Below are 15792 nucleotides of genomic sequence, written 5' to 3' on the forward strand. Positions count from 1 at the left end.
CATACAATCTGTCAATGGGACGATATGCGTCAGTCATACCGTTGGTCGAATGTCTTCTTCTGAATCTCCTATGCCTGTTCTGCCCAATACGCTTGCGCTTCGTCCATTGGTGATGCTGGGCCCCTGGTTGCGCGTCGCTCGGCGGAAACGGTTGAACGACGAACATCGCGCCGGATGCGCAGCGCCTGCGCGACCTGCCCGCCGTGGCGACGCACCCGAGCATGCGTGGCATTTCACGACTTTTCGCTGGCTCTCGATCTACGCCGGGATGTTCGCGTTCTCGATGCTTGCATTGGCGGAACTGGTCGGCGGGACGGTCGCGCATCGTCTCGACGATGTCAGCGATTCCTCCCTTCACTGGGAGCGGATGTATTTCCATTCCATTCAGGACGAAAAACTGCCGGAGGCGATCGCCGACCGTATCGCTCGTGACGCACCGGAGCAGAATTACTACGGACTTTTCGCGGCGGACGGGCGACGGCTGGCCGGCAACATTTCCGAGTGGCCAGGTTCCCTGCCTGCGGACGGGGAAAAGCGCACGCTCACGCAAGGACTTCGCATCGACAGGCATCCAGGCGCTCCGGTTGTTCGAGCCAGTGCGGAGCGACGCGCCGACGGGAGCACATTTGTGATTGCCCGGAACATGACGCAACTCAGGTCGATCAGGCGCGCCATGCTGGATACCTTGATCGGCGGAGGCAGCGCTTATCTGTTGGGTACTTTTGCTCTCGGAGCCGGGCTCAGCTATCGGCAGTGGCGGCGATTTCTGTCGATGCGCCAGTCGACGCTCGAGATCGCAAGAGGAAATCTCGCGCGACGCTTACCGACGGGGGGCGACGACGAATTCGACATGCTGGCGCATCTCGTGAACCGAATGCTCGACCAGATCGAAAATCTGATGGGCGAGGTAAAGGGTGCGTGTGATGGCATCGCGCATGATTTGCGTACACCGTTGGCGCACATGCGCATCCGGCTTGCGAGCGTTGTGGCGAATCAGGAGGAGCAGGGCAGGGGGATCGATGCCCGGGAGCGAGTCTTGGTAAGAGAGGCGCTGGCGGACGTCGACATGTTGCTGCAGCGATTCCACGCCATTCTCCGAATGTCGGAAATCGGTGCGCGTCGTCGCGACGGTTTCGGAACTGTCGACCTTGCCCAACTTCTGCGCAGCGTCGCCGAATTGTATGAACCGCTGGCCGAAGACCGCGGTATCGGATGGCAGACCGCCATCGATGCCGTCATGCCGCTGCACGGCGACAGTGACTTGCTGTTCGAGGCGGTGGGCAACCTGCTTGACAATGCCGTGAAGTATTCCCCGCCTGGTGGCGCGGTCGGCATAGCACTCCGCGCAGGAACGGCTGGCCCGATACTGTCGATCTCGGACGAAGGGCCCGGCATCCCCGCACATGAGCGCGAGAAGGTGCTGAGTCGATTCTATCGGGGCGAGCGTACCTGCCACATTCCGGGAACCGGACTTGGGCTCTGCCTCGTCGCGGCAATCCTGGAACTGCATGCATTCTCGCTGCGGATCGAAGAGGGGCCGGGGGGCATCGGCACCGTCATGCGGATCGAATGCCGGGCATGAACACCGGTGTCGAGCGTCACCCAAGCCGTTCCCGTCGCGTACGCCGGCACGTCGGCTTCCGGCTCGACGCAGCGAGGACGGCAATCCCCCGCCGCCCTGGCATGCCTCAGGTTTCGCGCTCGATTGGCAGCGTGTAGTGACAATAACCACGCTCGTCGTGGTTATGGAGGAATCCTGATTGCTTGTACAAGTATCGCGCGGGGTCGCCGGCCTTCGCGCCGAGCGATATTTCGGTTATGCCGCTGGCCCTCGCGTCCGAGACGAACTTCTTGAGCGGCAACTGTCCCAAGCCAGTTCGGCGGCATTCAGGTATCACATCGATCGAGGCGAGTACCGCGGTCTTTGCATGGATTTCCCCAAAGCTGTAACCCGCATACTCGCCCGCGCATTCCACGATGCACATGCGATCGAGGTCCTCGTGGTGTTGCCGCGCCGATGGCCGGGCTCAAGCGCCGGAATGGGCGGCCGAGTCTCGATTCGGCGTCTGCACATTGACCGGCGAGCCGCGCACGAAGGCGCAGATGTTGGACACGAGTTGATCGGCCAGCGTCTGGGTGGCCTCTTCGCTGGCCCAGGCCACATGAGGCGTGAGAATGAAGCCGGGATGGTTGGCCAGGCTATGGAACGGATGTCCGGCCGGCATCGGCTCCTCGCTCGCCACGTCGAAGCCGGCGCCGGAAATTATTCCGCTCGCGAGCGCGAGTACCAGGGCTGCTTCGTCTACCAGTCCGCCTCGCGCCGTGTTGATGATCAACGGCCGGCGCGTCATGGCCGCGAACTCGGCCGCGCCGATCAGGTGGTGATTGGCGTCGTTCAGCGGGCAATGCAGAGTGATTACGTCCGATTGCGAAATCACCTCCTCGAATGGCACATGAAGCCCATCGTCGGGGCAGGGCCGGTGCTTGCGCGCGGCGAGTCGTACGCGCATGCCCAGCGAGCGCCCGATTTCCGCAACCGCGCGTCCCAGCGTGCCGTCGCCGATCACACCGAGCGTTGCGCCGTGCAGATCCTTGATTGGAAAATCGAAGAAGCAGAATTGCCCCGAAGCCTGCCAGCGCCCCGATCTCACGGCGTCGCGGTAGGCAAGCAGGCTGCGGCGCAGCGCGAAGATCATGGCGAACGTGTGTTCAGGCACCGTGTGGACAGCATAGCCACGGATATTGCTCACGACGATGGAGCGGGCCGCGCAGGCATGCAGGTCGATGTTGTCCGTCCCGGTGGCTGCAACCGCGATCATTGCCAGCCGCGGAGCGGCCGCGATGGCCTTGGCGTCGATCCTGACCTTGTTGGTGATCACGATATCGGCCTCGCGGATCCGTGATACCGCTTCGTCGGCGGTGCTGCGTGGATAAATGATCAGACGATGAGGAAAGGGCAACTCGGCGAGCACCGCGTTGGGGGGGAGCGTCTCGCGATCGAGGAAGACGACCTGAAGCGGGGAGTCAGGAGAGGTCATTGGGCGCTGTCATCGAGGCATGGAAGAGAAATCGTTCCCGGTCATTGTGCCGAGATCCGTTGGGCTCATGCTTGCCCTCTGTTCAAGCCCGCTTTTCGTAATGGAAAGTCGGGCGTGCGCCGGTGGATTAGACTAATTGCCTGCGAGCCCACGCTGGACCGCCCATCGCGGGTACCGGCTGGATTTCCGAGTGGCGAAGCTCGCTAGCCACCCACTGCGGCCATGGTCAATCCTCTCCATATCGATTTGCAATCCTTGCGGGTGTTCCTGCTCGTGGTTGAACACGGCAGCCTGACAAAGGCCGCCGAGGCCGGGCAGTTGACGTTGTCGGCGATCAGCAAGCGCATCGCCGAACTCGAAAACGTGGCAGCCTGCCGGCTGCTCATACGCCATCCTCGCGGCGTGATGCCGACGCCGGCCGGCCGGGGTCTCTATGAACATGCGAGCCGGGTATTGAACCAGGTGAATGCGATGGCCAGCGAGCTTGGCGACTACGCGAACGGCGTGCGGGGCCATGTTCGCCTGTGGGCGAATACATCGTCCATCGTCCAGTTCCTGCCATGGGATCTCGGATCTTTCCTGGCCGCTCATCCGACCATTCGCATCAGCCTAGAGGAAAAGCTCAGCGGCGAGATCGTCGAGGCGCTGCGCAACGCTGATGCGGATCTCGGGCTTTTCGCCGGCAATGTCGCCACGCCGGGCATTGAGCGACGCCACTATCGCGACGACGAACTGGTGCTGCTGGTGCCCCGCAGCCACCGGCTGGCAGGGCTGGACGTCATCACCTTCGCGGCCACCCTGGACGAGGATTATGTCGGCCTGAATGCCGGCAGTTCGCTGCTTGACCTGATGACGCATGCCGCGCTCGACGCGGGGCGGCCTTTGAAACTTCGCATCCAGGTCTCGAGCTTCGATGGCATCTGCCGCATGATCGAGGCAGGCCTGGGCATCGGCATCCTGCCTCGTGCGGCCGTCAGGCAGGAAAGCGTGGCTGCCGGTCTGGCCTTGGTGCGCCTGGCCGATTCATGGGCGCGCCGATCTCTGTGGCTGGGTGCCCGAAGGTTTGATGCCTTGCCCCCGGAGGCGGCAAGGCTGGTTGCCTTTCTTACCGAAGTCTCGCGCTCATAGCGGATTGATTTCTTCCTGGCTACGCCGGGTCGTCAGCGGCCCCAGCGCGCGCACCACGATTGCCACGGTGAGCAGGGCGGCCGCGATGGTGCCGAACATGGCGCCTGCACCATAGTCATTGAGTACCGGTAGCAGGATGAACGGCAGCGCGCCGCTGACGATACGCGACAGGGCATAGGTGCTGCCGATCGCCGTCGATCGCACACGCGCCGGAAAGATCTCGGCCTGGTAGACATGATAGGCATTGCTGAAAACGTTCGAGGCACAGGTGGTCAACACGCCGAACCCGATGATCAGCGCGGTATGGTTCGAATAGGCGAAGCCGATTCCGAATACCGCGATCGAGAGGATCGCGGCGATCACCAGGGTGCGCCGCTCGATCCGGTTCAGCAACGGGATGGACAGCAGCGAGCCGACCGGATAACCGAGAAAGGACAGCGCCATGAACAGCGTGCTGTCTGTCACGTCGAAGCCTCGACTTTTGACCACCAAGCTTGCCAAAGTCCCGAACCCGTAATACCCGAAGGCCTGCAACAGGTGAAACACGCCGAGCATCGCGAATCGGCGACCATACAAGGGCATACGCAGGATTGCCAGCCGCTCCCGGAAGCCGGTTGCCGTGGTCTCCCGTCCCCCGAGGGCATGGGTGATTGGCGGCAAGACGACGCCGGAGCCGTCGGCGAAACGGCGCAGCATCTCCATGGCCTCATCGACCCGACCTTGCGCGAGTAGCCAGCGTGGACTTTCAGGCAGCCGGTTCCGCACCAGCAGTATGAACAAGCCGCCCAGGCTGCCGAGGGCGAGGATCACGCGCCAGCCGGCGACCACGCCAAGATGGATCGGGTTGAGCCATACGGCGAGAAAACCCACCACCGGTACCGCGACATAGGAGAGCGTATATGCCCAAGCCGCCAGTCTCCCCCGGTAATTCCTGGGCAGGATCTCCGACAGAAAGGTGTCGGCCACCGGATATAGCGCGCCGACACCGATGCCGGTCAGGAAGCGGCAAGCGACCAGCATCTCGGGATTGACGGAGAACGCGCCGAGCAGGGAGAACGCGCTGTACCAGACGAGGTTCAGCACGAAGGCGCGTCGGCGCCCGATGCGGTCGGCGAGGCTACCCAGGCACAAGGAGCCGACGAACATCCCGATGAAGGCAGAGGCCAGTAGCAGTTTGAAGTCGACGCTATGCCTATCGAGCCCGTATTCGTTTTGCAGGGCTACCCCGATTGAACTCACCAGGAAGATCTCGAACATGTCGAAGAACAGACCGATACCGATTACGCGCACCACGAAACGGTGCAACTTGCCGACCGGCATGTCGTCCATTGCCTGGCCCAGGCTTGCTGCAGGCGCACGGGCCGTGTCCGGAAGTGGGTTTGCTGAAAGGTGTGGTGGCGCCGCGCCGTGGCCGCCGATGCCGATCGGATTGCCGTTCATGTCTTGTCTCCTGGATCACCGCGCGGTATGCCGGGCTGGATGTCTGTGCATCCGCTCACGCCCGGTCCGGCGGCTTGTCTTCTCGATGTCGTGAGGTACGACGATGGCCGGCGGCACCAGGTCGGTGCCAGCCGGCTAGGGCTTACAGCAGTTCCGAAATCTCGATCAGATTCAGGTCGGGATCGCGTACATAGACCGAGCGGATCTTCTGCGTCGCGCCGGTGCGCTCCACCGGTCCCTCGACAATCGGCCAGTTCATGCGCTCCAGATGTGCGATCACCTGAGCCAGCGGCACCGCGGCGATGAAGCAGAGGTCGAGCGCGCCCGGAACCGGTACGTGAGCCTTCGGCTCGAACTCGGCGCCGCGAACGTGAAGGTTGATCTTTTGGTTGCCGAAACGGAACGCCAGACGCCCGGCACCGAAGGTCTCGAGCTGCATCTGCAGCACCTCGGTATAGAAATGCCGGGTGGCGTCGGGGTCAACGCAGGTCAGCACCAGATGGTCAAGATGGTCAATCAAAGGCATGGTCAGGCTCCCTGGGCAATGCAACCGCGCTGCTCGGGCCGACCATCGGCTCCGTTGCGCGGTATCGGATGAAGATCGAGGCGGCGGCCGGCCTTGAGCAACTGGCTCGGTACGTCGTGACCAACCAGGACCGGCAATAGTGAGGCCGCCGCGAGCGTGGCGGCGAGATCCACGCCGGTCTGGTAGCCGTCGAGGGCAAGCATATGCACCAACTCCTCGGTGCAGACGTTGCCGGTCGCGCCGGGGGCATAAGGACAGCCACCAAGGCCGCCCAGCGACGCGTCGAAGCGGTCGATACCCTCAATCAGGGCGGCTAGCGTATTGGCCAGCGCCATGCCGCGCGTGTTGTGGAAATGGAGCGTCAGCTCGTGGGACGCAAAGGTGTCGGCTGCCAGTCGGCTCAGCGCGGCCACCTGCGAAGGGTAGGCCATTCCCGTCGTGTCGCAGAGCGTGAAGCCATGTACCCCCAGCTCAGCGAAGCGCTGCATCCAGGCCAGCACTGTATTGGCAGATACCTCGCCTTCCATCGGACAGCCGAACACGGTCGACAGCGAGACATTGATTGCCGTGCCGGTCGGCGCGACCACCCGGATCACGTCGGCCAGTTGTGCGAACGATTGCTCGCGCGTCATACGCAGGTTCGTGAGGTTATGAGTCTCGCTGACCGACATCACCAGGTTGACCTCGTCGACACGACATGACAAAGCGCGCTCCGCGCCGCGAACGTTGGGAACCAGCACTGTGTATACGACACCGCGCGCGCGCGCGATCCCATGCATGACGGCCTCGGCGTCGCGCAGTGCAGGAATGGCGCGCGGTGAGGTAAACGAAGTCACTTCGATCTTGGCGTAGCCACAGTGGCTCAGCCGATCAATGAGCGCGATCTTTTGGTCGGTGTCGACGAAGCGTGCCTCGTTCTGAAAGCCGTCGCGTGTAGCGACTTCCTGGATGTAGACACGCCGGGGGGATGCTTGCATGTTCGCCTCTTGTTCGAGAATCCGGGATCAAAGGATGCCGCGCGTTCGCCAGTCGGCTCGCGTGCCGGCGTCGATGCCGAGTCCGGCCAGCACGGTATCGGTATCCGCCCCGAGTTCGGGCGCGGGAGCGGTGACGGCACCGGGTGTGGCACCGAGCTTGGGCACGATGCCGGGCACCTGGACGGGGGTCCCGTCGGGCAGCGCGGTGTCCAGAATCATGTCGCGAGCCTGATAATGTGGATCCGTCGCGATATCGGCGACGTCATAGATGCGCCCGGCGGGGATCCGGCCTTCGTGCAGGGCCGCGAGCACCGTGTCGAGCGGGTGTCGAGCGGTCCAGTCGCCGATCGCCGCGTCGATCCGCTCGACCTGGGCCACCCGCCCGTCGTTGCGCGCAAGCGCCGGATCCTCGCCAAGATCGGCTCGACCGATGATGTCCATCAGGCGCCGGAAGATCCCGTCGCCATTGCCCGCGATGAGCGCATAGCGGCCGTCGGCGCAGCGATAGGCATTGGTGGGCGCGATGCCCGGCAAGCTGCTGCCGGCTGCCTGCCGCACAGCGCCGAACGCCGAATATTCCGGCAGCAGGCTTTCCATCATGTTGAAAACAGCTTCGTAGAGCGCGACATCGACCACCTGGCCCGTGCCGCCTTGTTGCTCCCGGTGTCGCAGTGCCAGCAGAATGCCGATCACGCCATGCAGCGCGGCCAGCGAATCGCCGATCGAGACGCCGACGCGCACCGGCGTGCGGCCGGGCTCGCCGCTGAGATGACGCAGCCCGCCCATCGCCTCGGCAATCACGCCGAAGCCGGGGCGATCGCGGTAAGGCCCGGATTGGCCGTAGCCGGACACCCGCAACATCACGAGGCCGGGATTGATCAACGATAGGGCCTCCCAGCCGAGGCCCCAGCCCTCCAGCGTGCCGGGCCGAAAATTTTCTATCAGCACGTCACAATCGGCTACCAGGCGCCTCACCACGTCCTGTCCCTCGGGTGCACGCAAATCCAGCGTGATCGACTGCTTGTTGCGCGACTGCACAGCCCACCACACGGAAGTGCCCTGGTGCAGCATTCGCCACTTCCGCAACGGATCTCCAGCCGACGGCGGCTCGATCTTGATGACCTCCGCACCGAATTCGGCCAGCAGCCGTCCTGCGAACGGACCGGCAATCAACTGCCCCAATTCCAGGACGCGTATGCCTTCTAGCGGTCGCTGCATTTGCGTATCTCCATCCATGTTCAAAGTCTGCTCGACATGGTGCGGCTTTCCGGCCATGTTGATAATCTTTGCTTGTTCAAGCACCCTTTCCTGTCGAGAAAGGCGCAACGATATTGGGCCGCCGCCCAGGCCGGCCTTGTCGAAAAAATCTGGCCTCTATCGCAAGATGCTGGCTTCTGCGAGGCGCCGGCGCCCGGGTATGACCCGCGAGCATTCGCATTTGGCGAATGCTTCATTTGCATCGTCCCGATGGTAGGCGAGCGGTCGAGCAGCGATACTTGGACAAATGCAATGCTTCGCGACGAGGCAGGGGCGCCGACGCCGTCCATCCCGACATCGCGACTCGAGCCCGTCAGGGAAAGCCAACGACGCACGATCTCGGCAATATCGAGAACTCGCCGTGCTCCAGCACGCGAGATTTGCGCGGGTCGTTTCGGCGGGCATGGCGATCGCGAAAACCAGCAGCCCGAACGCGTGGGGAGACAGCGGTGCGCTTCGATACGACAGATTTGCGTTTGTTCGTCGCCGTGGTGGAGGCCGGCAGCATCACGCACGGCGCTGCGCGCGTGAATCTCTCGCTGCCCTCGGCCAGCGCTCGTGTGCGACAGATGGAGGAGACGGCAGGCGTGCCGCTGCTCACACGCGAGCGTCTGGGCGTAAAGCCGACGGAAGTCGGTCATACCTTGCTGCAGCATGCGCGTTCGACCTTGCTGGCAATGCAGCGCCTTACCGATGATCTTGGCCAGTTCGCCAGGGGCCTGCGCGGCACGGTGCGTGTGCTTGCCAACACCAACGCGATGACTGAGTTCCTGCCCGATCCGATCGCTCATTTTCTCGCCAGGCATCGCAACGTGAATGTCGCGCTCGAGGAAAGGCTCAGCGCCGATATCGTCGCCGCGTTGATCGACGGCGTGGCGGACATCGGCGTCGTGGCCACGGGCGCCAGCACGGGTGATCTGCAAACCTTTGCCTTTGCCAACGACCGGTTGTGCGCGGTGGTTCCATCGGCCGAGCCGGCATTCGCATCCTTGCGCGGCATCGCATTCAATACCATCCTCGACCACGACTTCATCGCTTACGCGGCCGCATCGGCGCTCCAGACCTACCTCGAGGACCACGCTCGCGCCCTACATCGTCGTATCGAGCCGCGCATCAGGCTCAGCAGCTTCGACGCGATTTGCCGGCTTGTCGAAAACGGTGTGGGCGTTTCGGTCGTACCGGAGTCCGCCGCGCGTCGCTGTCAGCGCACGATGTCGATCCGGTTGTTGCCGTTGCTCGACGACTGGGCCGTCAGGGAAATGCGCGTTTGCGTGGCTGACCGCGATGCAATGCCGGCTTATGCCCGCCTGTTGCTGGAGCATCTGGTGCCATCGCATTGACTTGCCCGATGTTCGCCGCCGCACGCGGCGGTTCGATGGCGTCGACAGCCCGAGCCTATGGATGTGCCAAAGGTGGCGATCGGCAATGCCGCATTGTTCGTCCACTGCGCCGTGCCGACAATGAACCCGTTGCTTTCACCAATAGGAACAACGGTCATGTCTTCTTCCAATGGCATCCCCACGATTCAGTCCCGTAGCTGGCTGTTTACTCCCGCCACGCGTCCGGACAGATTCCCCAAGGCGCTGGCCTCCGGCGCGGACGTGTTGATTGCGGATCTCGAGGATGCGGTTCCAGCCAGCGACAAGGCGATAGCGAGAAACAACGTGAGCAGCGTGCTGAGTCGGCAGGACGGCCGGGACACGGTGCCCTTGCGGTGCCTGGCGGTTCGTATCAACTCACCGTCCTCGACGGAGGGCTTGTCGGACCTTCTGATGCTGGTCAAGGCACACGCGGCGCCGCGTTTCGTGTTGGTGCCCAAGGTCGAGTCCGCGGAAATGGTCAAACAGATTGCGGCCTTGTTCGCTGATGCCGGGCTCGTTTCCAACATTGTGCCGATGATCGAGTCCGCCGCGGGCGTCGATAACGCGGCCGCGATCGCGGTTGCCGCGCCGAGGGTGTCGGCACTGATGTTCGGTGCGGCCGATTTCGCATCCGATGTCGGGGCCCAGCCGGGCGCCTTCGCGCTGCAAGTTGCTCGCAGCCGCGTGGCGGCGGCTTGTGTGACGAATGCGCGTCTCGCGATCGACGCCCCGTGCTTCGCGCTCGGCGATCCCGAGGCCTTGCGCAATGACCTGCGATTTGCCGCCGACAACGGCTTTCTTGCCAAGGCGGCGATTCATCCCTCCCATCTGGCCGCCATCAACGAGATTTTTTCGGTCCTGCCCGAACGCATTGACTGGGCACGTCGAGTCGTTGACGCGGCCGCGAAAGGGGTCGCCATCGTCGACGGTCGAATGGTCGACGAGGCGATCGCGCGAGAGGCGCGGCGGGTGCTCGCCGCGGCCGGATAAGAACTTGTTGAACCCTATATGAAACAGGAGTCGATCATGAGTGAAAACATTTCAGCCTATCGTCGGATCGGTGCGCAGCGCTACCGCGAAACCTCGGGTTTGTACTTCGAGGATTTCGAGCCCGGGAACATCTATGAACATCGGCCGGGGCGGACCATCACCGACGTCGACAATATTTGGATGACGCTGCTGACGATGAACACGCAGCAGGTTCATTTCGATGCCGCTTATGCGGCCAAGACCGAGTGGAAGAAACTGCTGGTGGACAGCACCTTCACGCTCGCCTTGCTCACCGGCATGAGCGTGCGAACCGTCAGCGCGAAAGTGGTCGCCAATCTGGGCTGGGACAAGGTGCGAGCTACCGCTCCGGTGTTCGCCGGCGACACGCTGTATGCCGAATCGACGGTCCTGTCGCGTCGCGAATCGCGCAGCCGTCCGACCCAGGGCATCGTCACTGTCGAAACCAAGGGGGTGAATCAGGATGGCGTCGGCGTGATGACGTTCGAACGCACCATGCTGGTCTACAAGCGTGATCATTCGCCCGAGTCCGAGGCGAATTACTGATGGAGGACGGCACCATGAAACGCAATGATTCCATTCAAGGCGCCTATGTGGCGAAGCTCACGTCAGCGACCGAAGCCGTTTCGTCGTTGCGCAGTGGCTCGACCGTCGCGCTGGGCATGGCCATGGCCCAGCCGCCGGCGCTGCTCACCGCCCTGGCTGCGCGGGCGGAAGCCGGCGATGTGGACGACCTCGACGTTTATTACTTTCACGCCGAGTCCTTTCTCAGGACGTCCCTGCTGCGCTATTCGCTGATGGGTCGCATTGTTCCGCACTGCATGTTCATGGGCGAACCCGAACGCGAACTGATCGAGCTGGGTGAGAAGGACGGCGGCCGCAAGGTGGTGTTCTTCGTACCGAATTCTTTCAGCCAGGCTCCACGCCTGTTCGCGGATCACATTCCGGTCGATACGATGCTCGTGATGGTGTCGCCGATGGACCGCAACGGCTATTTCACGTTCGGGACCAACAACGATTATACGAGCACGGTGGCGCGATCCGCGCGTCGCTTGATCGTGGAAGTCAATCCCAACATGCCTCGCGTGTTCGGCCGGTCGCTGTTGCATATATCGGAAGTCGACGCGATCGTCGAGTCGCATGATCCCCTGCCGGAACTTCAGCCCAAACCGGCCGGGGTGCTGGAACAGGCGATCGGCGAGCGCATCGCCGAGCTGGTCTCGGATGGAGCGTGCCTGCAAATGGGCATCGGAGCCTTGCCGAATGCGGTATGTGGCGCGCTCGCCGATCATCGTCACCTCGGGATCCATACCGAGTTGCTGACCCCTGGGCTTGTCGAACTCGTCCGGCGCGGGGTGGTCGACAACAGCCGCAAGGCGTTGGATCGCGGTAAATCGGTGTTCACGTTCGCCATGGGCGATCGCGCGATGTACGACTTCATGGACGACAATCCCGCGATCGAGAGTCATCCGGTCGATTACGTCAACGACCCTGCCAACATCGCGCGCAACGACAACATGATCTCCGTGAATTCAACCATCGAGATGGACCTGACTGGTGCCTGCAACTCCGAGCATCTCCATGGGCATCAATTCAGTGCCAGCGGAGGCCAGCTCGACTTTGTTCGGGGGGCTTATGCCTCGCGCGGCGGCAAGTCGATCATCGCATTTTCCTCGACGGCGTCGGGCGGCCGCGTCTCCAAGATCGTCGGTCGCCTGGCGGGCCCAGTCACGACACCACGTACGGATACTCACCTCGTGGTCACCGAGCATGGCGTTGCGAACCTGAAGGGGTTGTCGTCCACCCAGCGGGCGATGGCCTTGATCCGGCTAGCGCATCCCGATTTCCGGGATGCGCTGCAGGCTCAGGCTCGAGAACTTCACCTTATCTGAGCGGAGGCTGCCATGGTACGAACCATCGCCGATTACTTGGCGAAAACGCTATCCGACGCTGGCGTCGAACGGATCTGGGGCGTCACGGGCGACAGCCTGAACGGACTCTCCGACAGCCTGCGCCGGCTCGGCAAGATCACGTGGTCGCATACGCGTCACGAGGAAACCGCCGCCTTCGCGGCCGGCGCCGAAGCCGCGGTGACGGGCAAGCTCGCCGTCTGCGCGGGCAGTTGCGGCCCAGGCAACCTGCACCTGATCAACGGCCTGTTCGACTGCCAGCGCAACCATGTGCCGGTGCTCGCGATCGCGGCGCACATCCCGTCCTCGGAGATCGGGCTCGGCTACTTCCAGGAAACGCATCCGCAGGAGTTGTTTCGCGAATGCAGCCACTTCGTCGAGCTGGTGAGCCACCCGAAGCAGTTCCCGCGCGTGCTCGATCGGGCGATCCGCACCGCGATCGAGGAACGCGGCGTGGCCGTGATCGTGCTGCCCGGCGACATCGCGCTGGAGGCGGTACCCGAAGCCACGCCGGGCCAGGTCAGCTACGAGGTCACGGCGAGCGTGCCGCCGGCGGCCCGGCTCGACGCGCTGGCGGCGTTGCTCGAAGGCTCGGAGCGCATCGCGCTGTTGTGCGGCAGCGGCTGTGCCGGCGCGCACGACGAGGTGGTGGCGCTGGCCGACACGCTCGGCGCGCCGATCGTCCATGCTTTGCGCGGCAAGGAGCATGTCGAATGGGACAACCCGTTCGATGTCGGCATGACGGGCCTGATCGGCTTCAGCTCGGGCTATCACGCGCTGAAGTCCTGCGACACGCTGGTGATGCTCGGCACCGATTTCCCGTATCGCAATTTCTACCCGGCCGACGCGAAGGTGGTGCAGATCGACCATCACGGCGCGGCGATCGGCAAGCGCGTGCCGGTCGACCTGGGCCTGGTCGGTGACGTCAAGGCGACGCTCGCGGCCTTGCAGGGTCGCCTCGCGCGCAAGACCGACCGCCACTTCCTGGAAGCCGCGCGCAAGCACTATACCGACGCGCGCGAGGGGCTCGACAGCCTCGCGCGGCCCTCGCCGGGCGACGCGCCGATCCATCCGCAATACCTGACGCGGCTGGTCAGCGAGCTGGCGGCCGACGACGCGGTGTTCAGCGTCGACGTCGGCACGCCGACGCTATGGGCCGCGCGCTACCTGGAGATGAACGGCAAGCGCCGGCTGCTCGGCTCCTTCAACCACGGCTCGATGGCCAATGCATTGCCGCAGGCGCTCGGCGCGCAGGCGGCGCTGCCGGGGCGCCAGGTGGTCGCGCTGTGCGGCGACGGCGGCCTGTCGATGCTGATGGGCGAGCTGCTGACGGCGCGCCAGTTGAAGCTGCCGCTCACGCTGGTGGTGTTCAACAACAGCTCGCTGGGTTTCGTGTCGATGGAGATGAAGGCCGGCGGTTATCTCGACAACGATACGCGCCTGGCCGATACCGACTACGCCGCGATCGCGCGCGGCGCCGGCATCGACGGGATTCGCGTCGAGCGTTCGGAGGAACTGGAGGCGGCGCTGAAGGATGCGTTCTCGCGTCCGCATCCGGTGCTGGTGGACGTGCGCATCGCGCGCCAGGAGATCGCGCTGCCGCCGAAGATCGAATGGGCGCAGGCGAAGGGCTTCAGCCTCTACATGCTGAAGGCCGTGCTGAACGCGAAGGGCAACGAGGTGGTGGAACTGGCGACGACCCTATTCCGCTGAGGCCGGCTCTCACGACTTGGTCCAGGCCGGCGCCGATTCGGGGCCGGCCTTTACGCCGCTGCGGACGATGATCGACGATGTCCGGCGCTTTCGGTCCACCGCGCCATACCGGATATCAGATAAAAGAACCCCGAAACTTGCCGGCGATGGTCTTGCTGGCCCATTCGCGCAGCTTGCCGAGAATCAGTGCGGCTCAAACAGGCATATCGTTATTGGTGTTCGCGAATTCCGCGCGAAGCCGATCCGTGTGCTCTCCAAGGCGAGGCGCCCGAGCAAAGCGCTGCGCATCCCAGGGGGCACGCACGGGTGGCGCGATCATCTGCAGTTCCACTCCGTCGGTCTGCATCGGCCAGGTGCGCAGCGCCGGATGCTCGATCAGTTCCGCTATATTGCGCAGCTGGCCATATGCGATGTTTGCCTCGCCCAGGAGCTGGAGCGCCGCGTTGAGCGAGCGGCGCGCGAAGGCCTCGCCGATCCGTGCGTCGAGTTCCGCGCGATGGCTGACCCGTGCGTTATTCGAGGCGAAGCGCGGGTCGTCTGCCAGTGCCTCGTCGCCCAAAAACACGGTGCAGAATCGACGCCATTCGCGCTCGTTCTGGATGCTGATGACGATCTGGCGTCCGTCGCTCGTGCCGTAAGCGCCGTATGGCGCGATCGAAGGATGCTTGAGTCCTTGCGGTGACGGCGCCCCTCGACCGTAGCGTTCGTGTACATAGGGCACGGTCATCCAATCGGCCGCACCGTCGAACAGCGATACCGAAACGCCGGAGCCTTTGCCGGTGCGGGCGCGTAACGCCAGCGCCGACAGCACCGCAATGGTCGCGTTCATGCCGGCACCAATGTCGCAGATTGATACGCCGATGCGCCCGATGGCCTCCGGCGCGCCGCTGATGCCCACCAGGCCGCTTTCGCATTGCACGAGAAAGTCGTATGCCTTGAGTGCCCCCACCGCCTCACTGTCGCCATAGCCGGTGATATCGCAGGTAATCAGGTGGGGATGTCGTTGGCGAAGTGCCGCGCTGTCGAATCCCGCGCGTGTCAGTGCACCCGGTGCGAGGTTTTGCACGAATACGTCGGCGCGTTCGATCATGCGGCGGAGCAGGGCCGCATCCTCCGGTCTTTTGAAGTCGAGCACCATCGACTCCTTGCCGTGATTGGTCCAGAGGAAGTAGGAAGAGTCACCGTTGGCGGCGTCGTCGTATCCTCGCGCGAAATCGCCTTCGGCTCGCTCGATCTTGATCACTCTGGCGCCCATGTCCGCCAGTCGACTCGTGCAGAGCGGTGCAGCAAGCGCCTGTTCGATCGTCACGATGGTGAGGCCGGCGAGCGGCAATGGCTGGCCGGTGCGGGTGTCGCTGTTCATGTTCGTTTTCATCCAATCGGTCGATGTGAGGCGAGTATCCGTTTTACTCGCCGGATGGACCATCGAGAAGA

At 63.6% G+C, this 15792-nt stretch carries 14 protein-coding genes; 7 read left to right on the plus strand and 7 right to left on the minus strand.

Annotated elements, in window-relative coordinates; genetic code table 11:
• Window positions 1-70 precede the first annotated feature (70 nt).
• On the plus strand, window positions 71-1582 hold the full coding sequence (locus tag ACYP33_RS23310; protein ID WP_459624111.1) for a sensor histidine kinase: 1512 nt from the start codon (window positions 71-73) through the stop codon (window positions 1580-1582).
• Between the two features lie 106 nt (window positions 1583-1688).
• On the opposite strand, the gene ACYP33_RS23315 is transcribed toward ACYP33_RS23310, so the two are convergent.
• Both ACYP33_RS23315 and ACYP33_RS23320 read right to left on the minus strand, forming a co-directional pair.
• A complete protein-coding gene (locus ACYP33_RS23315; RefSeq protein WP_459624112.1) occupies window positions 1689-1985 on the minus strand; it encodes a GNAT family N-acetyltransferase in 297 nt (98 codons plus the stop codon).
• A 42-nt stretch (window positions 1986-2027) separates the two neighbouring features.
• The gene (locus ACYP33_RS23320) at window positions 2028-3038 is read right to left on the minus strand and encodes a D-2-hydroxyacid dehydrogenase (protein WP_459624113.1); all 1011 of its coding nucleotides are present in this window, start codon (window positions 3036-3038) and stop codon (window positions 2028-2030) included.
• Between the two features lie 222 nt (window positions 3039-3260).
• Here ACYP33_RS23320 and ACYP33_RS23325 point away from each other — a divergent pair, with 222 nt between their 5' ends.
• A complete protein-coding gene (locus tag ACYP33_RS23325; protein WP_414447045.1) occupies window positions 3261-4166 on the plus strand; it encodes a LysR family transcriptional regulator in 906 nt (301 codons plus the stop codon).
• Here the strand turns inward: ACYP33_RS23325 and ACYP33_RS23330 are convergent.
• From ACYP33_RS23330 to ACYP33_RS23345, 4 genes are all read right to left on the minus strand, one after another.
• Window positions 4161-5606: an MFS transporter gene (locus tag ACYP33_RS23330; RefSeq protein ID WP_459624114.1), complete on the minus strand. Its 1446-nt coding sequence runs from the start codon at window positions 5604-5606 to the stop codon at window positions 4161-4163. The genes ACYP33_RS23325 and ACYP33_RS23330 overlap by 6 nt on opposite strands.
• A gap of 142 nt (window positions 5607-5748) precedes the next feature.
• On the minus strand, window positions 5749-6132 hold the full coding sequence (locus tag ACYP33_RS23335) for a VOC family protein (RefSeq protein WP_036033441.1): 384 nt from the start codon (window positions 6130-6132) through the stop codon (window positions 5749-5751).
• Between the two features lie 2 nt (window positions 6133-6134).
• Window positions 6135-7109: a hydroxymethylglutaryl-CoA lyase gene (locus ACYP33_RS23340; RefSeq protein ID WP_459624115.1), complete on the minus strand. Its 975-nt coding sequence runs from the start codon at window positions 7107-7109 to the stop codon at window positions 6135-6137.
• 27 nt (window positions 7110-7136) lie between these two features.
• Window positions 7137-8327, minus strand: coding sequence for a CaiB/BaiF CoA transferase family protein (locus ACYP33_RS23345; protein ID WP_414442005.1), 1191 nt, complete (start codon window positions 8325-8327; stop codon window positions 7137-7139).
• 488 nt (window positions 8328-8815) lie between these two features.
• On the opposite strand from ACYP33_RS23345, the gene ACYP33_RS23350 reads away from it, so the two are divergent.
• The 5 genes from ACYP33_RS23350 (at window position 8816) to poxB (ending at window position 14358) form a co-directional block, all read left to right on the plus strand.
• Window positions 8816-9706, plus strand: a complete 891-nt coding sequence (locus ACYP33_RS23350; protein WP_414439818.1) for a LysR family transcriptional regulator — start codon at window positions 8816-8818, stop codon at window positions 9704-9706.
• 156 nt (window positions 9707-9862) lie between these two features.
• Complete coding sequence (locus ACYP33_RS23355; RefSeq protein WP_414439817.1) at window positions 9863-10717, plus strand: HpcH/HpaI aldolase/citrate lyase family protein; 855 nt, start codon at window positions 9863-9865, stop codon at window positions 10715-10717.
• 36 nt (window positions 10718-10753) lie between these two features.
• Entirely contained in the window at window positions 10754-11281 is a 528-nt protein-coding gene (gene ripB, locus ACYP33_RS23360) for a (R)-specific enoyl-CoA hydratase RipB/Ich (RefSeq protein ID WP_414447047.1), read from the plus strand.
• Window positions 11282-11295: 14 nt separating this feature from the next.
• On the plus strand, window positions 11296-12627 hold the full coding sequence (locus ACYP33_RS23365) for an acetyl-CoA hydrolase/transferase family protein (RefSeq protein WP_459624116.1): 1332 nt from the start codon (window positions 11296-11298) through the stop codon (window positions 12625-12627).
• Window positions 12628-12639: 12 nt separating this feature from the next.
• Entirely contained in the window at window positions 12640-14358 is a 1719-nt protein-coding gene (gene poxB / locus ACYP33_RS23370) for a ubiquinone-dependent pyruvate dehydrogenase (RefSeq protein ID WP_459624117.1), read from the plus strand.
• A gap of 193 nt (window positions 14359-14551) precedes the next feature.
• Here poxB and ACYP33_RS23375 read toward each other — a convergent pair whose 3' ends face one another.
• Window positions 14552-15721, minus strand: coding sequence for a CaiB/BaiF CoA transferase family protein (locus ACYP33_RS23375; protein ID WP_459624118.1), 1170 nt, complete (start codon window positions 15719-15721; stop codon window positions 14552-14554).
• Window positions 15722-15792: the final 71 nt, after the last annotated feature.

Source organism: Burkholderia sp. 3C, assembly GCF_054589155.1.

What these genes read in the sequence shown, in the direction of transcription:
- ACYP33_RS23310 (WP_459624111.1), top strand. Translation starts at nt 71, where the DNA reads ATGCCTGTTCTGCCCAATACGCTTGCGCTTCGTCCATTGGTGATGCTG.
- ACYP33_RS23315 (WP_459624112.1), bottom strand. Translation starts at nt 1,985, where the DNA reads ATGTGCATCGTGGAATGCGCGGGCGAGTATGCGGGTTACAGCTTTGGG.
- ACYP33_RS23320 (WP_459624113.1), bottom strand. Translation starts at nt 3,038, where the DNA reads ATGACCTCTCCTGACTCCCCGCTTCAGGTCGTCTTCCTCGATCGCGAG.
- ACYP33_RS23325 (WP_414447045.1), top strand. Translation starts at nt 3,261, where the DNA reads ATGGTCAATCCTCTCCATATCGATTTGCAATCCTTGCGGGTGTTCCTG.
- ACYP33_RS23330 (WP_459624114.1), bottom strand. Translation starts at nt 5,606, where the DNA reads ATGAACGGCAATCCGATCGGCATCGGCGGCCACGGCGCGGCGCCACCA.
- ACYP33_RS23335 (WP_036033441.1), bottom strand. Translation starts at nt 6,132, where the DNA reads ATGCCTTTGATTGACCATCTTGACCATCTGGTGCTGACCTGCGTTGAC.
- ACYP33_RS23340 (WP_459624115.1), bottom strand. Translation starts at nt 7,109, where the DNA reads ATGCAAGCATCCCCCCGGCGTGTCTACATCCAGGAAGTCGCTACACGC.
- ACYP33_RS23345 (WP_414442005.1), bottom strand. Translation starts at nt 8,327, where the DNA reads ATGCAGCGACCGCTAGAAGGCATACGCGTCCTGGAATTGGGGCAGTTG.
- ACYP33_RS23355 (WP_414439817.1), top strand. Translation starts at nt 9,863, where the DNA reads ATGTCTTCTTCCAATGGCATCCCCACGATTCAGTCCCGTAGCTGGCTG.
- ripB (WP_414447047.1), top strand. Translation starts at nt 10,754, where the DNA reads ATGAGTGAAAACATTTCAGCCTATCGTCGGATCGGTGCGCAGCGCTAC.
- ACYP33_RS23365 (WP_459624116.1), top strand. Translation starts at nt 11,296, where the DNA reads ATGAAACGCAATGATTCCATTCAAGGCGCCTATGTGGCGAAGCTCACG.
- poxB (WP_459624117.1), top strand. Translation starts at nt 12,640, where the DNA reads ATGGTACGAACCATCGCCGATTACTTGGCGAAAACGCTATCCGACGCT.
- ACYP33_RS23375 (WP_459624118.1), bottom strand. Translation starts at nt 15,721, where the DNA reads ATGAACAGCGACACCCGCACCGGCCAGCCATTGCCGCTCGCCGGCCTC.